The sequence below is a fragment of the Parabacteroides chongii genome, assembly GCF_029581355.1.
GTDB classification, from domain to species: domain Bacteria; phylum Bacteroidota; class Bacteroidia; order Bacteroidales; family Tannerellaceae; genus Parabacteroides; species Parabacteroides chongii.
In genome coordinates this window covers 5,533,744-5,554,075 of record NZ_CP120849.1, presented here as the reverse complement: position 1 = coordinate 5,554,075, position 20,332 = coordinate 5,533,744, and the positions used below count along the sequence as shown (strand labels likewise).

Genomic DNA, 20,332 nt, shown 5'->3' with positions numbered 1-20,332 from the left:
ATTAAAGATTGAATCGTGTAGCCAATTTTCAATTTTCAATTTTCAATTTATAATTAATAAAAGTGTCCATATCTTTATCCCCACGTCCGGAAACAGTCAGTACCACCACATCTTCCGGTTTGAAATTCACTTTACTGAGTGCCCCCAGTGCATGTGCACTTTCCAAAGCGGGAATGATCCCTTCCAGTCGTGTCAGTTCGAAGGCCGCTTCCAGTGCTTCATCGTCGTCGACAGCCAGGATGGAAGCCCGGTGAGTAACGGAGAGATTCGCATGGATCGGACCGATACCCGGATAATCCAGTCCGGCGGAAATCGAGTAAGGTTCTTCTATCTGCCCGTCTTCGTTCTGCATCACCAGTGTCCGTGCTCCGTGGATAATGCCTTTCTTTCCCAATTGGATAGTAGCGGCGCTCTGACCGGAACAGATTCCTTTTCCCCCGGCTTCCGCCAGTACGAGCTTCACGCGTTCATCATCGACAAAATGGTAAATAGTCCCCGCTGCATTACTGCCTCCTCCCACACAAGCGATCAGATAATCCGGATGATCCCGTCCCTCTTTCTCCAGCAGTTGCTTCTTTATCTCTTCGCTGATAACGGATTGCAGACGTGCCACCATATCCGGGTAAGGATGAGGACCTACGGTAGAACCGATGATATAATACGTATCGGAAGGATGACAACACCAGTCACGGATCGCTTCGTTCGTCGCATCTTTCAGGGTCATGTTACCGGATGTGACCGGAACGACTGTTGCTCCGAGCATCTCCATCTTCTGCACATTGGCGTGCTGGCGTTCCACGTCCGTCTTACCCATATAGACAATACATTCCATATTCATCAGGGCGCAGACGGTTGCTGTTGCCACACCATGTTGTCCGGCACCTGTTTCTGCGATGATGCGTGTCTTACCCATACGGCGTGCCAGCAGGATCTGTCCGATCGTGTTATTGATCTTATGGGCTCCCGTATGATTCAGGTCTTCCCGTTTCAGATAGATCTTGCAGCCATACTTTTTGCTTAACCGTTTGGCAAGGTAAAGAGGAGAGGGACGGCCTACATAATCGCGGAGTAACAGATTGAATTCCTGTTTGAAACTTTCGCTTTCCAGTACTTCCAGATAAATGTTCTGTAAGTTTTCCACACACTGGTGAAGTATCTCGGGGATATATGCTCCGCCGAACTCTCCATAATAACCGTTTTTGTCAACTTGATACGTTTTCATCTTTTTGCTATGTTGTTTAAATTATATTTCGTGAATGCTGTAAAAAGAAAAAAGGCCCGTCGCAAGTGCGACAGGCCTTTCTATGATATCTTGACTAGTATATACACAGGACTGCGTTCCTTACGACCGTTTGAGGAGTAAAGAGCGCCACCACCAAAATGTATTTACTATAAATGTTGTCATTGTTTTTTCTGTTATTACGGCAGCAAATATAGATATTCTCTGACAAACTGCAAATGATTTGCTACTTTTTTTCGAAAAAATCTATATACAGGAATTCTTCTTATCTTTGCGGCATGAAACAGACTGATGAGTTCCGGAGATTTGTAAAAGAGCATGCAGGGGATGATTTGACACGTCTCTTGTTGAGTGCTTCCCGTTATCCTTCGATCGACGTTCCTTTTGCGGCAGACCAGATTGCTGCCCGCCGCCAGATCAGGGAGAAGCTGCCTTCATGGTATGCCAATGATGCTTTATTGTTCCCTTCGAAGATATCCGCCGAACAATGTTCGTCCGAGCAGACCGCTTTTTATAAGCAACGTTTGGTGCAGGAGAACGAAACGCTGTGCGATCTGACCGGCGGACTGGGAATCGATAGTTATTATTTTTCCCGCCGGGTCCGTCATGTCGATTATATCGAACGTTTCCCCGGATATTGCGAGGCGGCACGGAATAACTTCTCCGTCTTGGGAGCGGATAATATAACGGTGATCGAAGGAGACAGCACGGAGCTTTTATCCCGTTTGCCCCAGGTCGATGTCTTTTATATCGATCCCGCCCGTCGTGGCGAAGGCAACAAACGTGTCTATGCTTTGCCCGATTGCGAACCGGATCTGCCAGCTCTTTTGCCCGACCTGTTTCTCCGTGCTCCCAAAGTGATTGCGAAGTTATCTCCGATGGCCGATATCCGGCAAACACTTGAACTGTTACCCGGAACGACTCAGATACATGTTCTGTCAGTGAAGAATGAATGTAAGGAACTTTTATTTGTTATAGAACGCGGGAGTGCAGTCACCTCACCGGCTATCCATTGCATCAATTATGACAGCAGCGGGAGGGAAGATGCTTTTACTTTTACATTGGAAGAAGAATATTCCGAGCTTCTGCATCCGGCAAACCGGATCGGCCGTTTCTTTTACGAACCCAATGCTTCTTTGCTGAAAGCCGGAGCCTTCAAGTGTGTGGCAACCCGTTTCGGGCTGGAGAAACTGCATATAAGCAGCCATCTCTACACTTCCGATACCCAGGTCGAAAACTTTCCCGGCAGATGCTTCGTTGTCGAAGAGGTCTATCCTTTTTCCGGGAAGCTATGCAAGAGCCTGTCCAAAGATATTCCTCAAGCCAATATGACTGTCCGCAACTTCCCCTTGTCCGTCGAAGAGTTGCGCAAACGAACAAAGATAACGGATGGGGGAAATGTGTATCTTTTTGCTACAACCGTTGCCGATGGGAGTAAAATTATGGTTAAATGTGGCAAGTTGTAGTATCATAAATCTTTTCATGTCTTTTATCTCCGGATTTTATCCCTATATTTGCGGGGTTAAATCAAATACATGAAATGATACAGAAAGATTCTTACACTTCTGCGCAGCTGACCGCGATGGTCGTCCTGCGATTATTCATTGGCTGGCATTTTGCCTACGAAGGACTGGTGAAGATCCTGAATCCCAAATGGACGTCGCTTCCTTACCTCCTCGATTCCAAAGGTTTTATGTCTGACTTTTTTGCCGGGTTGGCTAGTGATCCGGCTATGATGAACATGGTAAATGCGCTGAATGAATGGGCGCTGCTGTTGATCGGTCTCGGACTGATAACGGGTGCTTTCAGTAAACTCTCTTCTATCGGGGCAATGGTATTGCTTGCGTTTTATTACCTTTCCCATCCTTCTTTCATCGGCGCACAATATATGATGCCGTTTGAAGGTTCATACCTGTGGATAGACAAGAATCTCGTCGAGATGGCGGCACTGGCTGTACTGCTGGCTTTCCCCACCTCTCATATTATCGGGCTGGACCGCTACCTGAAAAAGGCGATCCCCTTATTGTCTAAACTCAAATTAATGTAACAGCATGGCAACAGAGAACAATAACAATACTCCGAAAGAAAGTAAAGGCCCCGAATCGGAAGGCCGTCGTAATGCCCTGAAGACATTGGCAACCATCCCTGTGTTGGGTGCGTTGGGTTATGGCGTATACAGAAAACAAAAGCACGATAAGGAATCGAAGAGCCTGGGCAGCGCTTTCCGTTTCGATCAGGAACATCATATGATCCCTGCCCAGCCGGACGGAAAAAAGATACGTATCGGGATGATCGGATTCGGTATCCGCGGTAAACAGTTGATGCGTGCGGCAGGCTTTGCCGAACCTTCCTGGATCGACGGACTGATCGAAGGGGCGAAGAATGACAGCAAAGACAAACGTTACGAGCAGTTCCTGGAACAGGACGATCTGAATATCGAGGTGACCGGCGTATGCGACATTTTCGATGTGTATGGTGAGGCGGCTGCACTGGCTGCATCCAATATTCACCGGGAAGGATCGAACGGTAAGTTCGGCAAAGCTCCGAAGCGTTACAGGACGTATAAGGAGTTGCTGGCGGCTGACGATATCGATGCCGTTATCATCGCTACCCCTGACCATTGGCACAGTACGATGGCGATGGAAGCTGCCAAAGCAGGTAAGCATGTCTATGTAGAGAAACCGCTTTCATGGACAGTCCCCGAAACATATGAGGTGCGTAAAGTGGTGAAAGAAACCGGTATCGTGTTCCAGTTGGGACACCAGGGCCGTCAGACAGACAGTTATATCCGTGCCAAGGAGATCATCGACAAGGGGCTGATCGGTAAAGTCTCGCTGATTGAAGTATGTACCAACCGCAACGATCCGAACGGTGCCTGGGTGTATCCATTGATCGACGGTGCTTCCCCGGAGACGATCGACTGGAAACAGTTCGAGGGACCGGAAGAACGTATTAAGGAATATACTGACTATATGACATCGAACAACTTGCAACGGTATATCGGTCCCGATCCCCGTGACAAGTTCAGCCTCGAACGTTTCTTCCGCTGGCGTTGCTGGTGGGATTACAGTACAGGATTGAGCGGCGACTTGCTGACGCATGAGTATGATGCCATCAATCAGATATTCGGTGTGGGGATCCCTCACTCGGCTACCTCTTCCGGTGGTGTCTATTTCTTCAAGGATGGACGTACTGTGCCGGATGTGCTGCAGACTACCTTTGAGTTTCCGGACCGCGATATGACGATGTTGTACAGTGCCACACTGGCAAGCAACCGTCCGCGTGGAAAAGTGATCATGGGGCACGATGCCCAGATGGAGCTTTCCAATACGATTACCTTAAAGGCCGACCCTGCTTCCGAAATCTATAAAGACAAGATCGACAAGGGGATCATCAAGCCGAACGAGCCGTTCTACACCTATGTGCCGGGACAAAATTCGGTGGATGCCATCACGTCGCCTACGGAGTTGTACTTCGCCCAGCGCGGTCTGCTTTATACTTATGTAGGCGGTAAACGTTTCGACACGACCCATCTCCACATCCGTGAATGGCTGGAATGTATCCGCCAGGGAAAACAGCCCAGCTGTAACATCGATGCCGCATTCCAGGAAGCCATGACCGCCCACATGGGTACGCATGCTTATCTGGAGGGACGCACGATGTACTGGGATAAGGAAAATGAAGAGATTGTGAGAGGATAATCTGACAAGAATAGATATAAGAAAAAGGGCAACGTCTATATGGATGCTGCCCTTTTTTACTTTCCCGAAGGTCAGGCTCATCCCGCCGGGGAAACGTTGCAGTCGGTTATTTACAGCCTGATACATATCCGCCGAACTGCTCTTCCCGCCTTTTCGTTTCTGTTGGGCGACCTTCATCATGTAGTTGTTTACGTTTTGTTCCATATTTGATAAAAATAAATTAAAATGCGTATCTTGGGTTAAGATAATTTATATATATTTGCAGCGCTAGTAAAATAATAATTAAACAATGTTGCCTTCATATTAATAAGACTAGAAAATAGTAGCCAATATTAAACTTAAAAAGCCCGGGCTTTTTATTTAGATTTCATTGATGAAATCTAAATAATATACTAATCTGAAATATGCATATAAATAACAATCGAAAATTGAATTCAAGAAAAGTGAGTTGATCCGGAAAGGATTAATTTGTGTTGAGAGGGATCATCATATAGTATTGATAAGTGTGTAATTTATAAACATCTAAACAAAGCTGAGTTTATGAGCAAATTTTATTTATTCTTGTGTAGTTTGCTGTTTTGTGCTGTTGCGTATGCACAGGATATTACAGTGACAGGTAAAGTCACTGCGGGAGGTGAAGAAATTCCTGGTGTGGCTGTTTTTGTGAAAGGGCAGACCCGCGGTACAATCACTGGTATCGACGGAAGTTATTCCATTCAGGTAAAAGGCAATGAAAGCCTTGTATTTTCATTTATCGGTTATGAGACGGTAACCGAACAGGTAAACAAACGTAAAGTGATTAATGTCGAGCTGCAGGAAACGAGCCAGATGGTAGACGAAGTTATCATTACCGTTCCTTATGGTACTGCCAAGAAATCAACATTTACAGGTTCCGCAAGCTTTATTCCTGCCGGAACGATCGAGAAAGCACAGGTTAGTAGTGTGTCGAAAGCATTACAGGGAACCGTTGCCGGACTCCAGTCATTCTCATCCAGCGGACAGCCGGGATCGGATGCTACGATTTTTATCCGTGGTGTCGGGTCGGTCAACGCTTCGACCAATCCGTTGTATGTTGTAGATGGTGTTCCTTATGACGGAGCGCTTTCTTCCATTGCTTCATCGGACATCGAGTCTATAACCGTGTTGAAGGATGCAGCTTCTGCTGCCCTGTATGGCTCACGTGCTGCAAACGGTGTCATTATGATTACTACCAAACAAGGTACGAAAGAGAGTGCACCAACAGTGGATTTCTCTGCCAAGTATGGTTTTTCAAGCCGTGCGCGTGCTGATTACGATCAGGTAAATACGAACCAGTATTTTGAATTGTATTGGGAAGCCATGCGCAACTATCGTATGGATAACGGTTATTCGGCTGCAGATGCTGCTGCCTATGCATCAAGTAATTTAACCGGTAATTTGGGTATTAACCCTTATGGATCAGCTTTTCCGGAACCGGTGGGGCTTGATGGAAAATTGGTTTCCGGTGCAAATCCTCTATGGAATGACAGTTGGGATGATGCTCTTTCACAGGATGCTCATTATTCAGATCTGAATATACGTGTAAGCGGCGGTAGCAAAAATTCCAAGTACTTTGCTTCTGCAGGCTATATGAATGATCAGGGTGCTTATATTTGTTCCGGTTTCAAACGTTATACCCTGCGTGCCAATATAACGTCGGATATTCGTAAATGGTTACAGGTCGGTTTGAATCTGTCCGGAACGCATTCGGTTCAGGATTCTCCTAAACAAGATGACTCTGCCATTTCCAACGTCGTTGCGTTCGCACGTTCATTGCCTTCTTTCTATCCGGTATACCAGCGCGATATGAAGACCGGCGCATACCTTTTGGATGAAAACGGCGACCGTATGTTCGATTACGGTGAATACCGTCCTAACTCATATGCAAAATATAACTTGCTGGCATCCATGCCGCATGACAAGCGTGAGGTTAAGCGGGATGCTGCTTCTCTTCGCGGATATGTACAGGTTGCTCCTATAGAAGGACTTACTTATAAAATGTCTTTGAATGTTGACTATAACAGTAAATTCCTTCATAATTACGATAACCCGACATATGGTCCGGGTTCTATCAGCGGTGGTGAAGTAAGTAAACAGAACTACCGTACTACAGGTATGACTTTCAATAACGTCGTTAATTATCAGCGTACGATCAACGATAACCATAATATCCGTGTCATGGTAGGTCAGGAATATTATGAATATAATACTTCTAATTTTGGCGGAACACGTAGCAAGGTGATCATGGACGGTTTCTATGAACCGGATGCAGCTTCCTCTTTGAGTGATTTCTCTGGAGACAGCGACCAATATAAATTGTTGAGCTATTTTGGTAGTGCCGAATACTCGTATGCTTCTAAATATTTCTTGTCGGGATCTGTTCGTACGGATGGTTCTTCACGTTTCCACCCCGACCATCGCTGGGGTACTTTCTGGTCGGTCGGTGCTTCATGGAAGATTATGCAGGAAGCATTTATGGCGGAGACATCCGGCTGGCTTTCGAATTTGTCACTGCGTGCCAGCTATGGTGCACAGGGTAATGACCAGGTGGGTTACTATGCTTATCAGGCACTCTATTCTATCCGTAACAACCTCGGCGAATCCGGATTGCATGCGTATCGTCTGGCTACTCCGAACCTGTCATGGGAAACGAACCTGAACACCAATGTCGGTTTGGATTTCGGTTTGTGGAATAACCGTTTAAGCGGTACTGTAGAATATTTCGAACGTCGTTCAAAAGACCTGTTGTTCTCAAAAGACCTGGTTCCGTCTTCCGGTTTCTCCAGTATGGATGAAAACATCGGTGCTATCAAGAACTATGGATGGGAATTACAGATCGCCGGTTATCCTATTGTAACAAAGGATTGGAAGTGGAAACTATCATTGAATGCCACTACTTATAAAAACAAGATCACCTCGTTGCCGGCTGACGAAATGTGGAGCGGTAACAAGAAATGGGTAAAAGGCGGTTCCTTGTATGATTTCTATCTGGTAGAATGGGCTGGTGTGAATCCGGAAAACGGTAACCCGATGTGGTATCGCTATAATAACGACGGTGAGAAAGTGACTACGGAAGATTATTCTTCGACAACAACATCCGATAAAGTGAAATGCGGCAACTCTTTGCCCAAATGGACAGGGGGTATCCAATCGGATCTTTCCTATAAGGATTTCTCTCTGTCATTCTTGTTCTCTTATTCGTTAGGAGGTAAGATCTATAACGGTGATAAACTTTCATTGATGAGCCAGGGACCTACAGGTACATCCTGGAGTGTAGATATGCTGGATCGCTGGACTCCGGAAAATACAAACACGGATGTTCCGCGTCTGACTACTTCCCCGAAAAGTTCATGGACAAGTTCTTCGGATCGCTTCCTGGTGGATCGTTCATACTTGCGCCTGAAGAATATCACATTCTCTTATAACCTGCCGAAGACGATTCTGAATACGCTGACTTTGAAAGATGCCAGTGTTTTCTTCCAGGCAGAAAATATGTTGACGTTTACAAAACAGCAGGGTCTGGACCCGGAACAAACAGTCGGAGGTTCTACTTATTACCGTTATCCGGCAATGAAGACTATCTCATTTGGTATCAATGTGAAACTTTAATATAACAAGAAGAATATGAAGACTATTTTTAAATATATATTTTCAATAGCGCTGGGAGCCGGTATGTTTACTTCCTGCGATTTGGATACGATTCCTACGACCTACGTGGATGCCGGTTCTGTTTTCGGAAAAACGGTAGATGCGGAAAAGGTACTTAACGGTGGTTGGAACTATTTGATGGAGACTTTCAACTCGTATGCCAACCCAGGCTATGGCGCTATGTTGCGTGCAAACGATGCTATGGGATCCGATGTGGTATTGAATGATAAATATGGTTTCAGATCCCATAACCAGCTCAGTGCCATCTATGGTAAAGGAGGTACGAACACGTTGAGCTGGTTATTGGCTTATCGTGTTATTAACGACTGTAACGGCGTACTCGATAATATCGATAACGCAGAAGGAACACAATTCGACAGAGACCGTATTAAAGGACAGGCACTGGCTTTGCGCGGATTCCTTTATCTGCATCTGGCATCTTCCTATTCTTTTGCTATCGATAAAGATCCGAATGCCGTATGTGCGCCTATTTATACACAATCGACCGACGAGAATATAGCAGCAGAAGGAAAACCCGCATCCAGTGTAAGCGAAGTTTACGCGCAGGCGATCAGTGACCTGGAAGCAGCGTTGGAGCTGATCCCTGAAACATATGTACGTAACTCCAAGCATAAAATTGATAATGAGGTTGTATTAGGTATTCTTTCCCGTGCTTGTCTGTATGCCCGTGAATGGGACAAAGCTAAAATGTATTCAGATCAGCTTTTAGCTAAAGATAACTACCTGATGAGCGAGAGTGAATATAATGACGGATTTAGTACGGTTGATAACAAAGAATGGATTTGGGGCCATCCGCAGACAAATGATCAGAGCAACGCCAGTTACCAATTCCATTTCCTGGATACGACAACACCGGGCTCTTATTATTACAGCTTCAATATGGACCCTTATTTCCGCGATCAGTTTGACGAGGGTGATTACCGTAAGAAGATGATCTTTTGGGCTACAGATCCGGGAGCGGATAAAGAAAGTGCTTCTTATGTATGGATGCGTTATTCCAAATTCAAATTCCGTGATATTGAGAATGAGGTGGCAGATATCGTCTTGATGCGCGTTTCCGAAATCTATCTGATTAATGCGGAAGCAAAAGCCCGTTTGAATGACCCGGATGCTGTGAATAAGCTGAACGATCTGAAAACGGCGAGGGGAGCACAGACGGTTCCAAGCGGTCTGTCACAACAGGAGCTGCTGGATGCTATCTGGTTGGAACGACGTAAAGAGTTATGGGGAGAAGGCTTTAGCCTGATCGATATTATCCGTAATCAACAAACTGTGGTTCGTAAGGTATATCCGGACGATCCTATCGATTATACGTATACGGATGGAAACGGCCAGACTCACACTGTTCAGAAAAAAGCTCAGGGACACCGTTACTTCAAATTCCCTGACCAATCTGATTTTTGCCCGAATAGTAAATACTATCTGTATCGTATTACCGATTCAGAGGAGTTGGCAAATAAGAATCTTTATAATGATCATCCTAAACTTTCTATTTATACAGAATAAACAGGATATCTGATAACAAAAAAGCCCGTGGCACTTCCATCGTATAACCATCCGCGATAGCAGATAAGGCAATAAAAAATAGCCGTCCAGTTTATTTGGACGGCTATTTTTGCGTATGTATCCAACGATCAGGCAGTAAATCGCGATATTTTTCTATGGGAGTGTTTGGTGCCCATGCAGCACATTTGTCAATGATGTCACAGAAGTAATCAAACACATAAACTCCACATCGGTGACATGTTATTGCCAACGAGTGATACAATGCGGCAGCTTCGGCTCCTGTGTGGGAGCCTATTGTAAGCCTGCGGCGCGTCAGGGATATGTAGCGATTGATCCGCTCCACTTCATTGTTGTCAAGTCGATATGTCGGTGATGCAAAAATCAACGGTATCTCATGCCATTGTTTAAGAGCGTGATTAGTAGCTGCGAGCAAAGGGTCATCGGGTGGTATGCCAGTACGGTCTTTTTTACAGCAATTAGCCTCATGTAGATTTTCTCAAGTATCACCTTTGAGTATCGCTGTCTCCACTGAATGTGTGTTCTCTGTCCATCCATCTTTACCGATGCGATGCATGTGCTCAAAGTGATACAGCAAACCAAAGAGTTTTGCTATTTCCTGAGCTTGACTATTATCCTTTATATCAAGAAACTTGCGCTTTATATGCTGAAGACATGGCAGTCGTTTTATTCCGGTCATCTCACCGATGCCGATATTGCGATAGCCAGAGTAATAATCGCATTGAAAGGCTCCTTTGAAGCCCTTAATCGGCGTTCAAACACCTCAGCACTGCGTGAGCCGTCATCATAAAAGAAGAAAACAAGACCTGTGGTCATACCGACGAATACCCATATATATCCTTTTTGATTTTCTTTCCCGATGGAGTAGCTACCTGAAGTCGCACTTTTGATATGTTTCATCACCACAGATATAATTGTCATCAAGTATGGCTTTAGCAAGAGCCTTATACAGATTTTCCAGTTGCACCTTTGTCTTGCTGACAAGTTTCTGTGCGGTACCCTTGTCAAGATCAAAGCCGTGTGCACGGAAGTATTCGACTGCATTCTCAAGTGGCATTCCATGTAGATAGCGCAGTTCCGCGAGTCCGGCTATAAAAGATGCCGTATACTGAGAGTTGAAAAGAGGCGCTACAGGTGCCATTCCTTTGAAGACCTTGTCATCCTGAACATACTTCTTTATCTTGTATATTTTCTTGATAAAGCGTGTTGGTATCATTTCATACCGTACCACCTCACATGTTCCGATAAATGTAGCCAACTCAGCTCTGAAGTCAGGAGTGTCAGGCTCAACCTCGATAATTTCAACCTTACACTCCGGATGAGTTTTTCTTTTAGCACCATTATTAGTCCGTTTTCTTTGAGGCTTCTGCTCTGTCTGCCCGGCAACAGCTTCTATCGGTTTTGCCTGCATTTCAGAGGATGAACCTTGTAAACGCTGCACCGCTTTACGTGCAGCCTTCTCTTTGCTTAGTTCTGCACCTTTTCCTTTGACCACATCCTCCAGCGAGATTATCTGTTTGCGCAGTTCTTCTACGGTTGCAATCAGTTTTCATTTGTTAAAGTAAGCGAACTGACAGAACTCAGTGCCACATCTAACTTCCCTTGAAGAAAGTCGATTTGGCGTTGTAACAGTTCTATCAGTTCATCTTTTTTCATACTCTAAAGATATGAAAAATATCTGATACAGGCAACTTTAATAGGTGTTATTATTGCTGATTGTCAATACATTAAATACTATTTAACGGCCATTCTGAAGCGACTTTCGACTGTAACCTTTACAGGCGTCACCTCTCATCAACATATAAAAATCGTCCCACTGAAGCCGGCGAACACTCGTATCATCTTTTTTGGCGACTTCTCTGAAATGCCCTTGCGACAATCTTTTAGTGTACATTAAAAATCCATCGCCATCCCATCTTAAAGCCTTCATGGTCTTGCGGTCACGTGAGAAAAACACATAAACATCACCCGAGGCAGGTGAATGGCCTTTCCATGACCACACCTTTTGTGTCAGTCCGCGTATACCATAACGCATTGATACCGGAGATGGGCATACCCATAATCGCAAACCCTGTTCAAGCCCCCACATAACCTGCCTCCTTTCTTGTCCTGTCGACAAACTTTGCTATAACATCAATATCTGTGTCAGAGGGAAAACTGACAGTTACGTGTCCATCCACTTTCACTGTTATAACACGGTCAAGGGTGGAGGGAAGAAAACCTGCTTCTTCAAAGATAATGTCTTCAAAAGGTACTTCCTGGTATTGTTCTCGTTTATGCCCTATCGGTTCCGAGTATCCGGGCAAACCGACAACCTTTAGTTTGTGGGAGTTAAGATAATTGTGTATTTGCTTACGGGTTACTCCATGTTTGTCACAAAAACTTGGAATGTTCCCGGTTGTTTTCCTTCAGCACACAGTTCTTTAAAATCATCGTAAATTTGAGAGTAAAGGAGGCCTTTCCCTGTTAGTCTTCTATATCCTGTAATAGTTTGTACCTGTTGGAATTCACCCTTGAGAACAATTGGCATTTGACATTGAGACACCCCATGTTCCCGACAATAATCACTAAATGAACCTGGTTGCTTTCCTGAAGCACATAGTTCTTTAAAAGCAGAAAAAACCTGCCTGTAGAGTTTAACTTTATCCATAATTTTATTTTTATGGCAAGGTTAATATTTCTACAGGCAGGCTACAATACGCTATCGCGGATGGTTATACCTTCCATCGAAGTAGCCACGGGCTTTTTTATTATCAGGATTATTTACATAAACAGCATAATAATAAGTTGTGCCGATATTACCCGGATAAACATTGAAAGCGGATAAACCGTTGCATAGGCTACCGAAGGTTCGTCGCCTTCCACCGTTGTATTGGCATAAGTCAGTGCCATCGGGTTTGCCATGCTGCCGCAAAGCATTCCGACGTTATGGGCGTAATCGAGTTTGAGGAACTGTGAAGCGATGAAGCCGACTATCAGCACCGGCACAATTGTCAATAGGAATCCCAGTCCGACCCATAACAAACCTTCCGCCCGGAATACCGTCTCGAAGAAATGCGCTCCCGAATCGATACCCAGTCCCGCCAGGTAGATCACGATACCCAGCTGGCGCAGCATCAGGTTGGCACTCATGGTAGTATAGGTCGTTAGATGGAAACGAGGACCGAAAGCACCCATCAGGATACCGACAATAATCGGACCGCCGGCAATACCCAGTTTGATAGGGGTAGTCATACCTGGCAGCATGATAGGGAGCGACCCCAGCAGGACACCCAGCGAGATACCGATAAATACGGCAAGCAGGTTCGGGTTGTCCAGGCGCTTGATCTCGTCACCGAGAATCTTACCTACATTGTTTACGGCATTCTTCTCACCGACAATCGTCAGACGGTCACCGATCTGTAAATGAAGGGCGGAGTCTGCTACCAGATCGATACCGGCACGGTTGACACGGGTGATATTGATACCGTATAGGTTGCGCAGGCGGAGCGATCCGAGCTTTACTCCGTTCACCCGGTTGCGGGTAACGACGATACGGCGGGAGATCAGCTGCGAGTCGATCGCATTCCAGTCGATATCTTCCTTGTTCCAGTCGACATTCTCCTGTTCCCCGAAAAGGACTTTGATCGTTTCGACATCCGCTTTATGGGAGATGATAAGCAAATGATCGTCTTCACGTAATATGGTGTCGGACGTAGGGATGCTGACCTTTCCATTATGCCATACACGGGAGATAACGAAATGTTTCTCCGTCAGCTGCATGATGTCCTTGATACTCTTATCGTAGATTGCCGGGTTGCTGATATGAAATTCTGTAATGTTGGGTTTGGTATTGTGCTTCTCTTTATCGTCCGGCAAGTTCTTGTTCCCGAACACTTTCCGCAGCAGGATAATCGCCATGATCACACCTACAACGCCTAGGGGATAAGCAACGGCGCACGCGAGTGCCATGTCGGTCACTTCTTTATAATCGGATGGCTCTACTTGTAATAAAGCCTGTTGGGCAGCTCCCAGTGCCGGCGTGTTAGTGACTGCTCCACAGAGTAATCCGACCATATTTGGAAGTGAAACGCCTGTGGTCCAGTGGAGGGCAAGCGTCATGATCAATCCGAGCAGGATCACCCCCAGCCCCATCATATTCATGGCGACACCGCCTTTTTTCAGTGAAGAGAAAAAACCCGGACCGACCTGCAGCCCCAGGGAATAGACAAACAGGATCAAGCCGAAACTCTGTGCGAAGTTCAGCATGTCCTTATTGACCACAATCCCGAAGTGTCCGGCCATAATCCCGGCAAAGAAAACAAAGGTGATACCCAGTGATATACCGAATATCTTTTGCCTTCCTAAAAACAGTCCCACCGCTGAAACCAGTGAGATCACGATAACAGCCTGCAACATCGTCGGCTCAAAAAAAGCTTCCTGCAACCAATCCATACCAGTGTTATTTGTTAAGAGTGCAAAGATAGGGGTTTTTAAGTTAGCTTTTGCTTATAATGAATCTTTTAAGATTTCCAGGGCTTTTTCTATTACTATATCTTTGTTTTTTAGAAAGATATCAGCATTCTCTTTTACCTCTATATCCGGAACGATACCAATTCCGATAAAATTACGTCCATCTACTTCCCATTCATTTTTGGTACAGATGCTACATCCTAAACCAAATCCCAAGTCTATAAATATCGGATTTCCAGTGCTTCCCCCTGTCGGAGTTCCAATTATTTTACCCCGGTTAAGTCCTCGATATGTGACGCTGAAGTTTTCTGCTGAAGAAAACGTCGTGGCATTTATTAACAAAGCAATCGGTTTCTTGTAGATTGGTTTATCTTTAACAGGCTCCATCGGGTTCGGACTTTCCATGAACCATTCTTGGGGATAGTCCCATGAACCGTGAGCTGCAATATACATCCGGCTACTCCAGCGGCCCAGTCTAACAGGCTGGTCATTGAAATGTCGGATTATGTAGTCTGCATGATCCGAATTACCACCTCCATTATCACGGATATCGATAATGAGGGCATTGGTCTTTAAAATCTGTTCATATATCTTGTCAAACTCTTCCCGACGAAAGTCATCATTTAAAAAACTTTTGATGGATAGCAAACCGATATTACCGTCAAGCACTTTGTATTCGAATACGGATGAGTCGGCAGGAATATCCCAGGGAATATTTCGATCGCTCTCTATTGTGATTATTTTGCCTTCGGGGGAACGTAGAAGCATGCGTGAAATCTTGGTTCCTATAGCATTGGTCAGTTCGTATCCTCTGAACGGAGCATAGTCCGACCATTGCTGGGTGGAGGAGGCTAGGTATGGAGTGATATGCTTATTGGCATATTCCAGTACCTTCTCTCCATCGATCTCCAGTATTTCACAACCATAGGATATACCTTGCTTTTTGAATTCCGAATTATGGACAGAAGTGACAAATACCTGATCACCGACACGTTTGGTTGCTATAGGAAAGGAGCGGGGCCATTCTTTAGGATTTTTCGACCACTTTGTTTGGTAAATAAACGTATGTCCGTCATGGAGCTGTGCGCATAATTGTTTTAGTCCGTTTATAAAGTCCTCGTCTGATTGTGTAGTTGTTAGTGAGGGTAAATTGGCCATGCATAAGCTATCCCAGTTGTATGGAAGATTGTTGTAATGGACAAAATTATATTTTATTTCAGTACAAAAACGAGAAACAATGAAAGCTTTTTGGGAGGCATCGAGTTCGTTCTTTTCTTTCTGACTGAAGGCCGGAAGGGTACAGAATATTATAGTTAGTAGCAGTGATACGATTACTTTTTTCATAAATATTTCTTTTATTATATAGTTGCAAATGTAAGGTTTATTTGAGAATCCTTTCATTTGGTTCTATAAATAATTATTTTGATGGATTGATTATAGGTATATAATTATCTTTTATCTTTGAATCTTCATTTAACGGAAACAAGATAAACGATGTCTTTAAAGATCATACATACTGCCGACTGGCATCTGGGGCAAACCTTCTTCGGCTACGACCGGGAGGAGGAACATGATGCTTTCCTACGCTGGCTGGTCGATACGCTGGTTGCGCAGCAGACGGATGTCCTGTTGATTGCCGGGGATGTATTCGACGTGGCTAACCCATCTGCTGCAGCTCAGCGGCGCTTCTTTCATTTTCTGAAGGAGGCGAACCGTCGCAATCCACACCTGCAAATTGTCGTCATTGCCGGCAACCATGACTCGGCAGCCCGGTTGGAATCTCCCATCCCCTTATTGGAGGAATTGAATACGTCTATCGTCGGGATCATCCGGCGAACGGAGACGGGAGAGATCGATTTTAATTCTCTGGTGATACCTTTATATAATAAGGAAAAGAAACGGGACGCCTGGTGTCTTGCCGTTCCTTATCTCCGGCAAGGAGATTATCCAGCTTCGGAAGAAACGCACGATACCTATATAGGAGGTATCAACCGTATGTACCGTCAACTGTATGACTATGCCGACGCCAGGCGGCAACCTGGCGAGGCGTTGGTCGCTATGGGGCATCTGCATGCTACCGGGGCCGAGTTGTCGGACGACGACCGGAGCGAACGCATTATCATGGGCGGACTGGAATCCGTCTCTTCCGATACATTCGACGAGGGATTGGCTTATACTGCCCTCGGTCATATTCATAAAGCGCAACGGATAGGAGGCAGGGAGAACCTGCGCTATTCCGGCAGTCCGCTGCCGATGTCTTTTTCGGAGAAAAACTACCGCCACCAGGTCGTTGCCGTTACGATCGATAACGGATGCTTGTCGGAGGTCGAACCGGTGCCTGTCCCTTTGCTTGTCGACTTGCATCGGATTCCGGAGCAACCCCTTTCACCGGAAGAGGTGATTGCCCGGCTGGCAGAATTGCCTGCCTGCGAAGAGGGAACGTCCGAAAGTCCGAACCGCCGGCCATATATCGAAGTACGTGTTTTACTGACCGAGCCCGATCCGGGATTCCGCCACAGGGTGGAGGAGACGCTTGCCGATAAAGCAGTCCGCCTGACCTCTATCGTTCCGTCTTACCCGAAACGGGAGGAGGATACCGCCCGCCCGTTGTCTTACAGCGATCTGCAACGGATCGATCCGCTGGAGATGCTGAAACATGCCTTTACCGGCAAATATGGCGGGGAGTTGCCGGAGGATATCGAATCATTGTTCAAGGATGTAATGCGGGAGGTTTCTTTATGAAAGTATTAGCGATACGGGGGCGTAATCTGGCCTCGCTGGAAGGTGAGTTTGAAGTGGATTTTACGGTCGAACCCCTATTGTCTGCCGGTATCTTTGCCATCTCCGGACCGACGGGGGCGGGAAAGTCTACGATATTGGATGCCATGTGCCTGGCGTTGTTTGCCCGTACGCCGCGTACGGATCAGGCAAAAGAGAATAAAGTGTACCTGCGGGACGTGAACGACGAGGTATTGCCACAAAGTGATCCTCGTTTCTTGTTGCGCAGAGGGGCGGCTTCGGGATATGCAGAGATTGATTTTCTGGCTTTGAACGGCCATCGTTACCGTTCGCGCTGGACTGTCGGACGCGCCCGCGACAAGGAAAATGGACGTTTGAAGGCTCCCTGTCTTACCTTATATAATATAGATATGGAAAAAGAAGAACAGGGGACTCGCTCCGAATTACTGACACGGATCATCGAGCTAATCGGTCTGACGTTCGACCAGTTCACCCGTTCTGTCCTGCTGGCACAGAATGACTTCTCCACCTTCCTGAAAGCGGAACAGGGGGAAAAGGCTTCATTACTGGAAAAGCTGACGGGCACCGAGCTTTATTCTTCCATCTCCCGTCTGATCTTTGAAAAGAATGCAGTAGCCAAAGAGGCCTACGACAAGATACAAGCCCGTATCCAGGGAATCGAACTGCTCACGGAAGAGGCGGAGCAGGAATTGCAGATCCGTCTCAAAGAATCGGAGGTCGCCTTTTCAGCCCTTGAAAAGGCAAAAGCAGAAGAACAGACGTTGCAGGAAGCCGTTAAATCTACCGGACAGCAGATTGCTACCCGTCAGGAGCAACAAAAGGAGGCTACCGGTAAGCTGCTTCGGGCTACGGAGCTCCTGAATACAGCCCGTAAAGAATATGAGCAGGGTATTCAGGACGAACAGCGTTCGGAAGCCGACTTTAAAGCTTTGCAACAGGAATTGCAGCAGGCCCGCAAACTCGACGTGCAACTGAATGAAGCGACCCGTTCGGCGAAAGAAACGGAAACCCGTCTCCGCGATGCACTTCAACGAAAGAAAGAAGGTGAGGATAAGCTGAAAGCTGCCCAAACCAAACAGGAACGAAGCACTGCGGAGATCGCCCGCCTGACCGATTGGCGGAAGCGTTATGCAAGTAAGGAGCGCATTGCGGAACAACTTTCGGCCTTGTTGCTGCATCTGGATGCTGCTTTGGCTGCGCGGCAAACGTTGGAAAAATCCGGTAAAACAATTGTCTCGATCCGTCAGACGGCCGAACGTCTGGCTATACAATTAAAGACTGTACAACAAACTGCCGAGACTAAACGTGCAGCTCTTCAACGGACGGAAGAATCTATCCGTGTATCGGAGCAGGAATTGAAAGTGCAGGATCAGGAAGCCTTGGAGAAACAGTTGGAAGCTGTTCGTGCGGAACGTGAGAATCTATTGATCGAACAGGCACGGCAGGCAGCCAGCGGTGATATAATGGAGTTACGGAAGAAATTGCAGGAGGGAAGCCCCTGTCCGGTGTGTGGAAGTACGCATCATCCGGCTGTGACGCATGCAACTATGTCTGAAATGCCTAAACAGATTGCCGCTTTGACCTTGCAACTCCAGCAGCTAACTGCCCGTAAAACGGCCTATACCGCCAGTGAAAAGCAGCTGAACCAGTTACGTCAGCAGCTTTTACAACTACATAAGGAACTGACGGAAGCTGAACAATCATGTACGGACATCCTCGGACGTCAGAAGCTGGCAGAAACTCAGATTGTCCGCGAAGAATCCATCTGCGCGGAAAGTAAGGAAACGCTTAATAAATCTCTCTCTGCCGCCAACAGCCTTTTCGGAAATGATGAATGGCAGAAAGGCTGGCAGCAAGATCCGGACTCTTTCCGTGAAACATTAACAACTTTTGCCCGCAGCTGGCATGAAAATACAGAACGGTTACAGCAACTGCAACGGGAACAAAGTGCCCAGAAAGCAGAATGCGAATCCTTTGCCTCTTTCCTCCCTTCATTAACAAAAGAAGTAGAGGATGCTACCCTACGGTATGAGAAAAACCGGACGGAACTATCCGCTCTGCAGGCCGAACGGTCGAAACTTCTGTTCGGCAAGCCTGCCGACCAGGTTGAAAAGGAATATAGTAACCGCAAAGAAGAGTTAAAAGAACGTCTGAAACGCTTGCAAGCAGTCCAGACTGAACAATCGGGTATCGCCGACCAACTGAAAGGTATCTCCGAACAGATTGCCCGTGATCTGGAGAAAGCGTCGGAAGATTTGCAACTTCGCCGGAAAGCCTTGTCCGACTGGTCCGAATCCTGGAACCGTGAACATGAAGGAGAAACCCTCGAAATGCTTTTACCCCGTGTTACCCGGGAAAAGAACGAGTATGCTTTCCGTCTTCGTTCCAATACAGAAAACAAACAGAAGATAGCCAGTCAGCAGAAGGAACTGGAGGAATGCCGTCGGGAAAGTGAACGTTGGGCGAAGCTGAATGACCTGGCAGGCTCGGCCGATGGTGCCAAGTTCCGCCGTATCGCTCAGGGATATACGCTCGATGTGTTGCTTAATTATGCCAACGTACAATTGCGTGACCTGAGCCGCCGCTATCGGTTGGAGCGTGTTCCTGAAACGTTGGCTTTACAGGTGATCGACCGGGATATGTGCGACGAGATCCGTACTGTGCACAGTCTTTCGGGAGGGGAGTCATTCCTGGTCTCGCTGGCGTTGGCACTGGGGCTATCGTCTCTTTCCTCCAACCGGATGAAGGTAGAGAGCTTGTTTATCGACGAAGGTTTCGGCTCGTTGGATGCCGATACGCTCCGTATTGCAATGGATGCCTTGGAAAGCCTGCGTACACAAGGACGTAAGATAGGTGTGATCTCGCACGTACAGGAGATGACGGAACGTATTCCGGTGCAGATACGTGTGAGCCGGGCAGGGAACGGAAGGAGTTATTTGGAAGTTTTATGAATAGTGGTGGGAAGACT

The 20,332-nt window shown here is 46.4% G+C and carries 13 protein-coding genes and 1 pseudogene; 7 read left to right on the top strand and 7 right to left on the bottom strand.

Going from position 1 to position 20,332, the window contains the following annotated elements:
• Positions 1–28: 28 nt before the first annotated feature.
• On the bottom strand, positions 29–1,222 hold the full coding sequence (gene trpB / locus P3L47_RS21310; RefSeq protein ID WP_277782053.1) for a tryptophan synthase subunit beta: 1,194 nt from the start codon (positions 1,220–1,222) through the stop codon (positions 29–31).
• A 296-nt stretch (positions 1,223–1,518) separates the two neighbouring features.
• Between trpB and P3L47_RS21305 the strand changes: the two genes are divergently transcribed.
• The 5 genes from P3L47_RS21305 (at position 1,519) to P3L47_RS21285 (ending at position 10,134) form a co-directional block, all read left to right on the top strand.
• Positions 1,519–2,706, top strand: a complete 1,188-nt coding sequence (locus tag P3L47_RS21305) for a class I SAM-dependent methyltransferase (protein WP_277782052.1) — start codon at positions 1,519–1,521, stop codon at positions 2,704–2,706.
• Between the two features lie 74 nt (positions 2,707–2,780).
• On the top strand, positions 2,781–3,287 hold the full coding sequence (locus P3L47_RS21300) for a DoxX family membrane protein (protein ID WP_122363447.1): 507 nt from the start codon (positions 2,781–2,783) through the stop codon (positions 3,285–3,287).
• 4 nt (positions 3,288–3,291) lie between these two features.
• Positions 3,292–4,941, top strand: a complete 1,650-nt coding sequence (locus P3L47_RS21295) for a Gfo/Idh/MocA family protein (RefSeq protein ID WP_277782051.1) — start codon at positions 3,292–3,294, stop codon at positions 4,939–4,941.
• Between the two features lie 540 nt (positions 4,942–5,481).
• Positions 5,482–8,568 (top strand): SusC/RagA family TonB-linked outer membrane protein, encoded by a 3,087-nt coding sequence (locus tag P3L47_RS21290; protein WP_277782050.1) that lies wholly within the window; start codon positions 5,482–5,484, stop codon positions 8,566–8,568.
• 15 nt (positions 8,569–8,583) lie between these two features.
• The gene (locus P3L47_RS21285; RefSeq protein ID WP_122361475.1) at positions 8,584–10,134 is read left to right on the top strand and encodes a RagB/SusD family nutrient uptake outer membrane protein; all 1,551 of its coding nucleotides are present in this window, start codon (positions 8,584–8,586) and stop codon (positions 10,132–10,134) included.
• A 103-nt stretch (positions 10,135–10,237) separates the two neighbouring features.
• Here P3L47_RS21285 and P3L47_RS21280 read toward each other — a convergent pair.
• The 6 genes and pseudogenes from P3L47_RS21280 to P3L47_RS21255 form a co-directional block, all read right to left on the bottom strand.
• Positions 10,238–11,293, bottom strand: a pseudogene (locus P3L47_RS21280) (IS66 family transposase).
• Between the two features lie 597 nt (positions 11,294–11,890).
• Complete coding sequence (tnpB, locus tag P3L47_RS21275) at positions 11,891–12,241, bottom strand: IS66 family insertion sequence element accessory protein TnpB (protein ID WP_277782049.1); 351 nt, start codon at positions 12,239–12,241, stop codon at positions 11,891–11,893.
• The gene (locus P3L47_RS21270) at positions 12,228–12,458 is read right to left on the bottom strand and encodes a hypothetical protein (protein WP_277782048.1); all 231 of its coding nucleotides are present in this window, start codon (positions 12,456–12,458) and stop codon (positions 12,228–12,230) included. The genes tnpB and P3L47_RS21270 overlap by 14 nt, the downstream gene beginning before the upstream one ends.
• A gap of 53 nt (positions 12,459–12,511) precedes the next feature.
• The gene (locus tag P3L47_RS21265) at positions 12,512–12,802 is read right to left on the bottom strand and encodes a hypothetical protein (protein ID WP_277782047.1); all 291 of its coding nucleotides are present in this window, start codon (positions 12,800–12,802) and stop codon (positions 12,512–12,514) included.
• Between the two features lie 113 nt (positions 12,803–12,915).
• Positions 12,916–14,586: a putative transporter gene (locus P3L47_RS21260; protein ID WP_277782046.1), complete on the bottom strand. Its 1,671-nt coding sequence runs from the start codon at positions 14,584–14,586 to the stop codon at positions 12,916–12,918.
• 54 nt (positions 14,587–14,640) lie between these two features.
• Entirely contained in the window at positions 14,641–15,948 is a 1,308-nt protein-coding gene (locus P3L47_RS21255; protein ID WP_277782045.1) for a S41 family peptidase, read from the bottom strand.
• Positions 15,949–16,098: 150 nt separating this feature from the next.
• Between P3L47_RS21255 and P3L47_RS21250 the strand changes: the two genes are divergently transcribed.
• Both P3L47_RS21250 and P3L47_RS21245 read left to right on the top strand, forming a co-directional pair.
• Positions 16,099–17,346 (top strand): exonuclease SbcCD subunit D, encoded by a 1,248-nt coding sequence (locus P3L47_RS21250; RefSeq protein WP_277782044.1) that lies wholly within the window; start codon positions 16,099–16,101, stop codon positions 17,344–17,346.
• The gene (locus tag P3L47_RS21245; RefSeq protein WP_277782043.1) at positions 17,343–20,315 is read left to right on the top strand and encodes an AAA family ATPase; all 2,973 of its coding nucleotides are present in this window, start codon (positions 17,343–17,345) and stop codon (positions 20,313–20,315) included. The genes P3L47_RS21250 and P3L47_RS21245 overlap by 4 nt, the downstream gene beginning before the upstream one ends.
• The last annotated feature ends 17 nt before the right edge of the window (positions 20,316–20,332 follow it).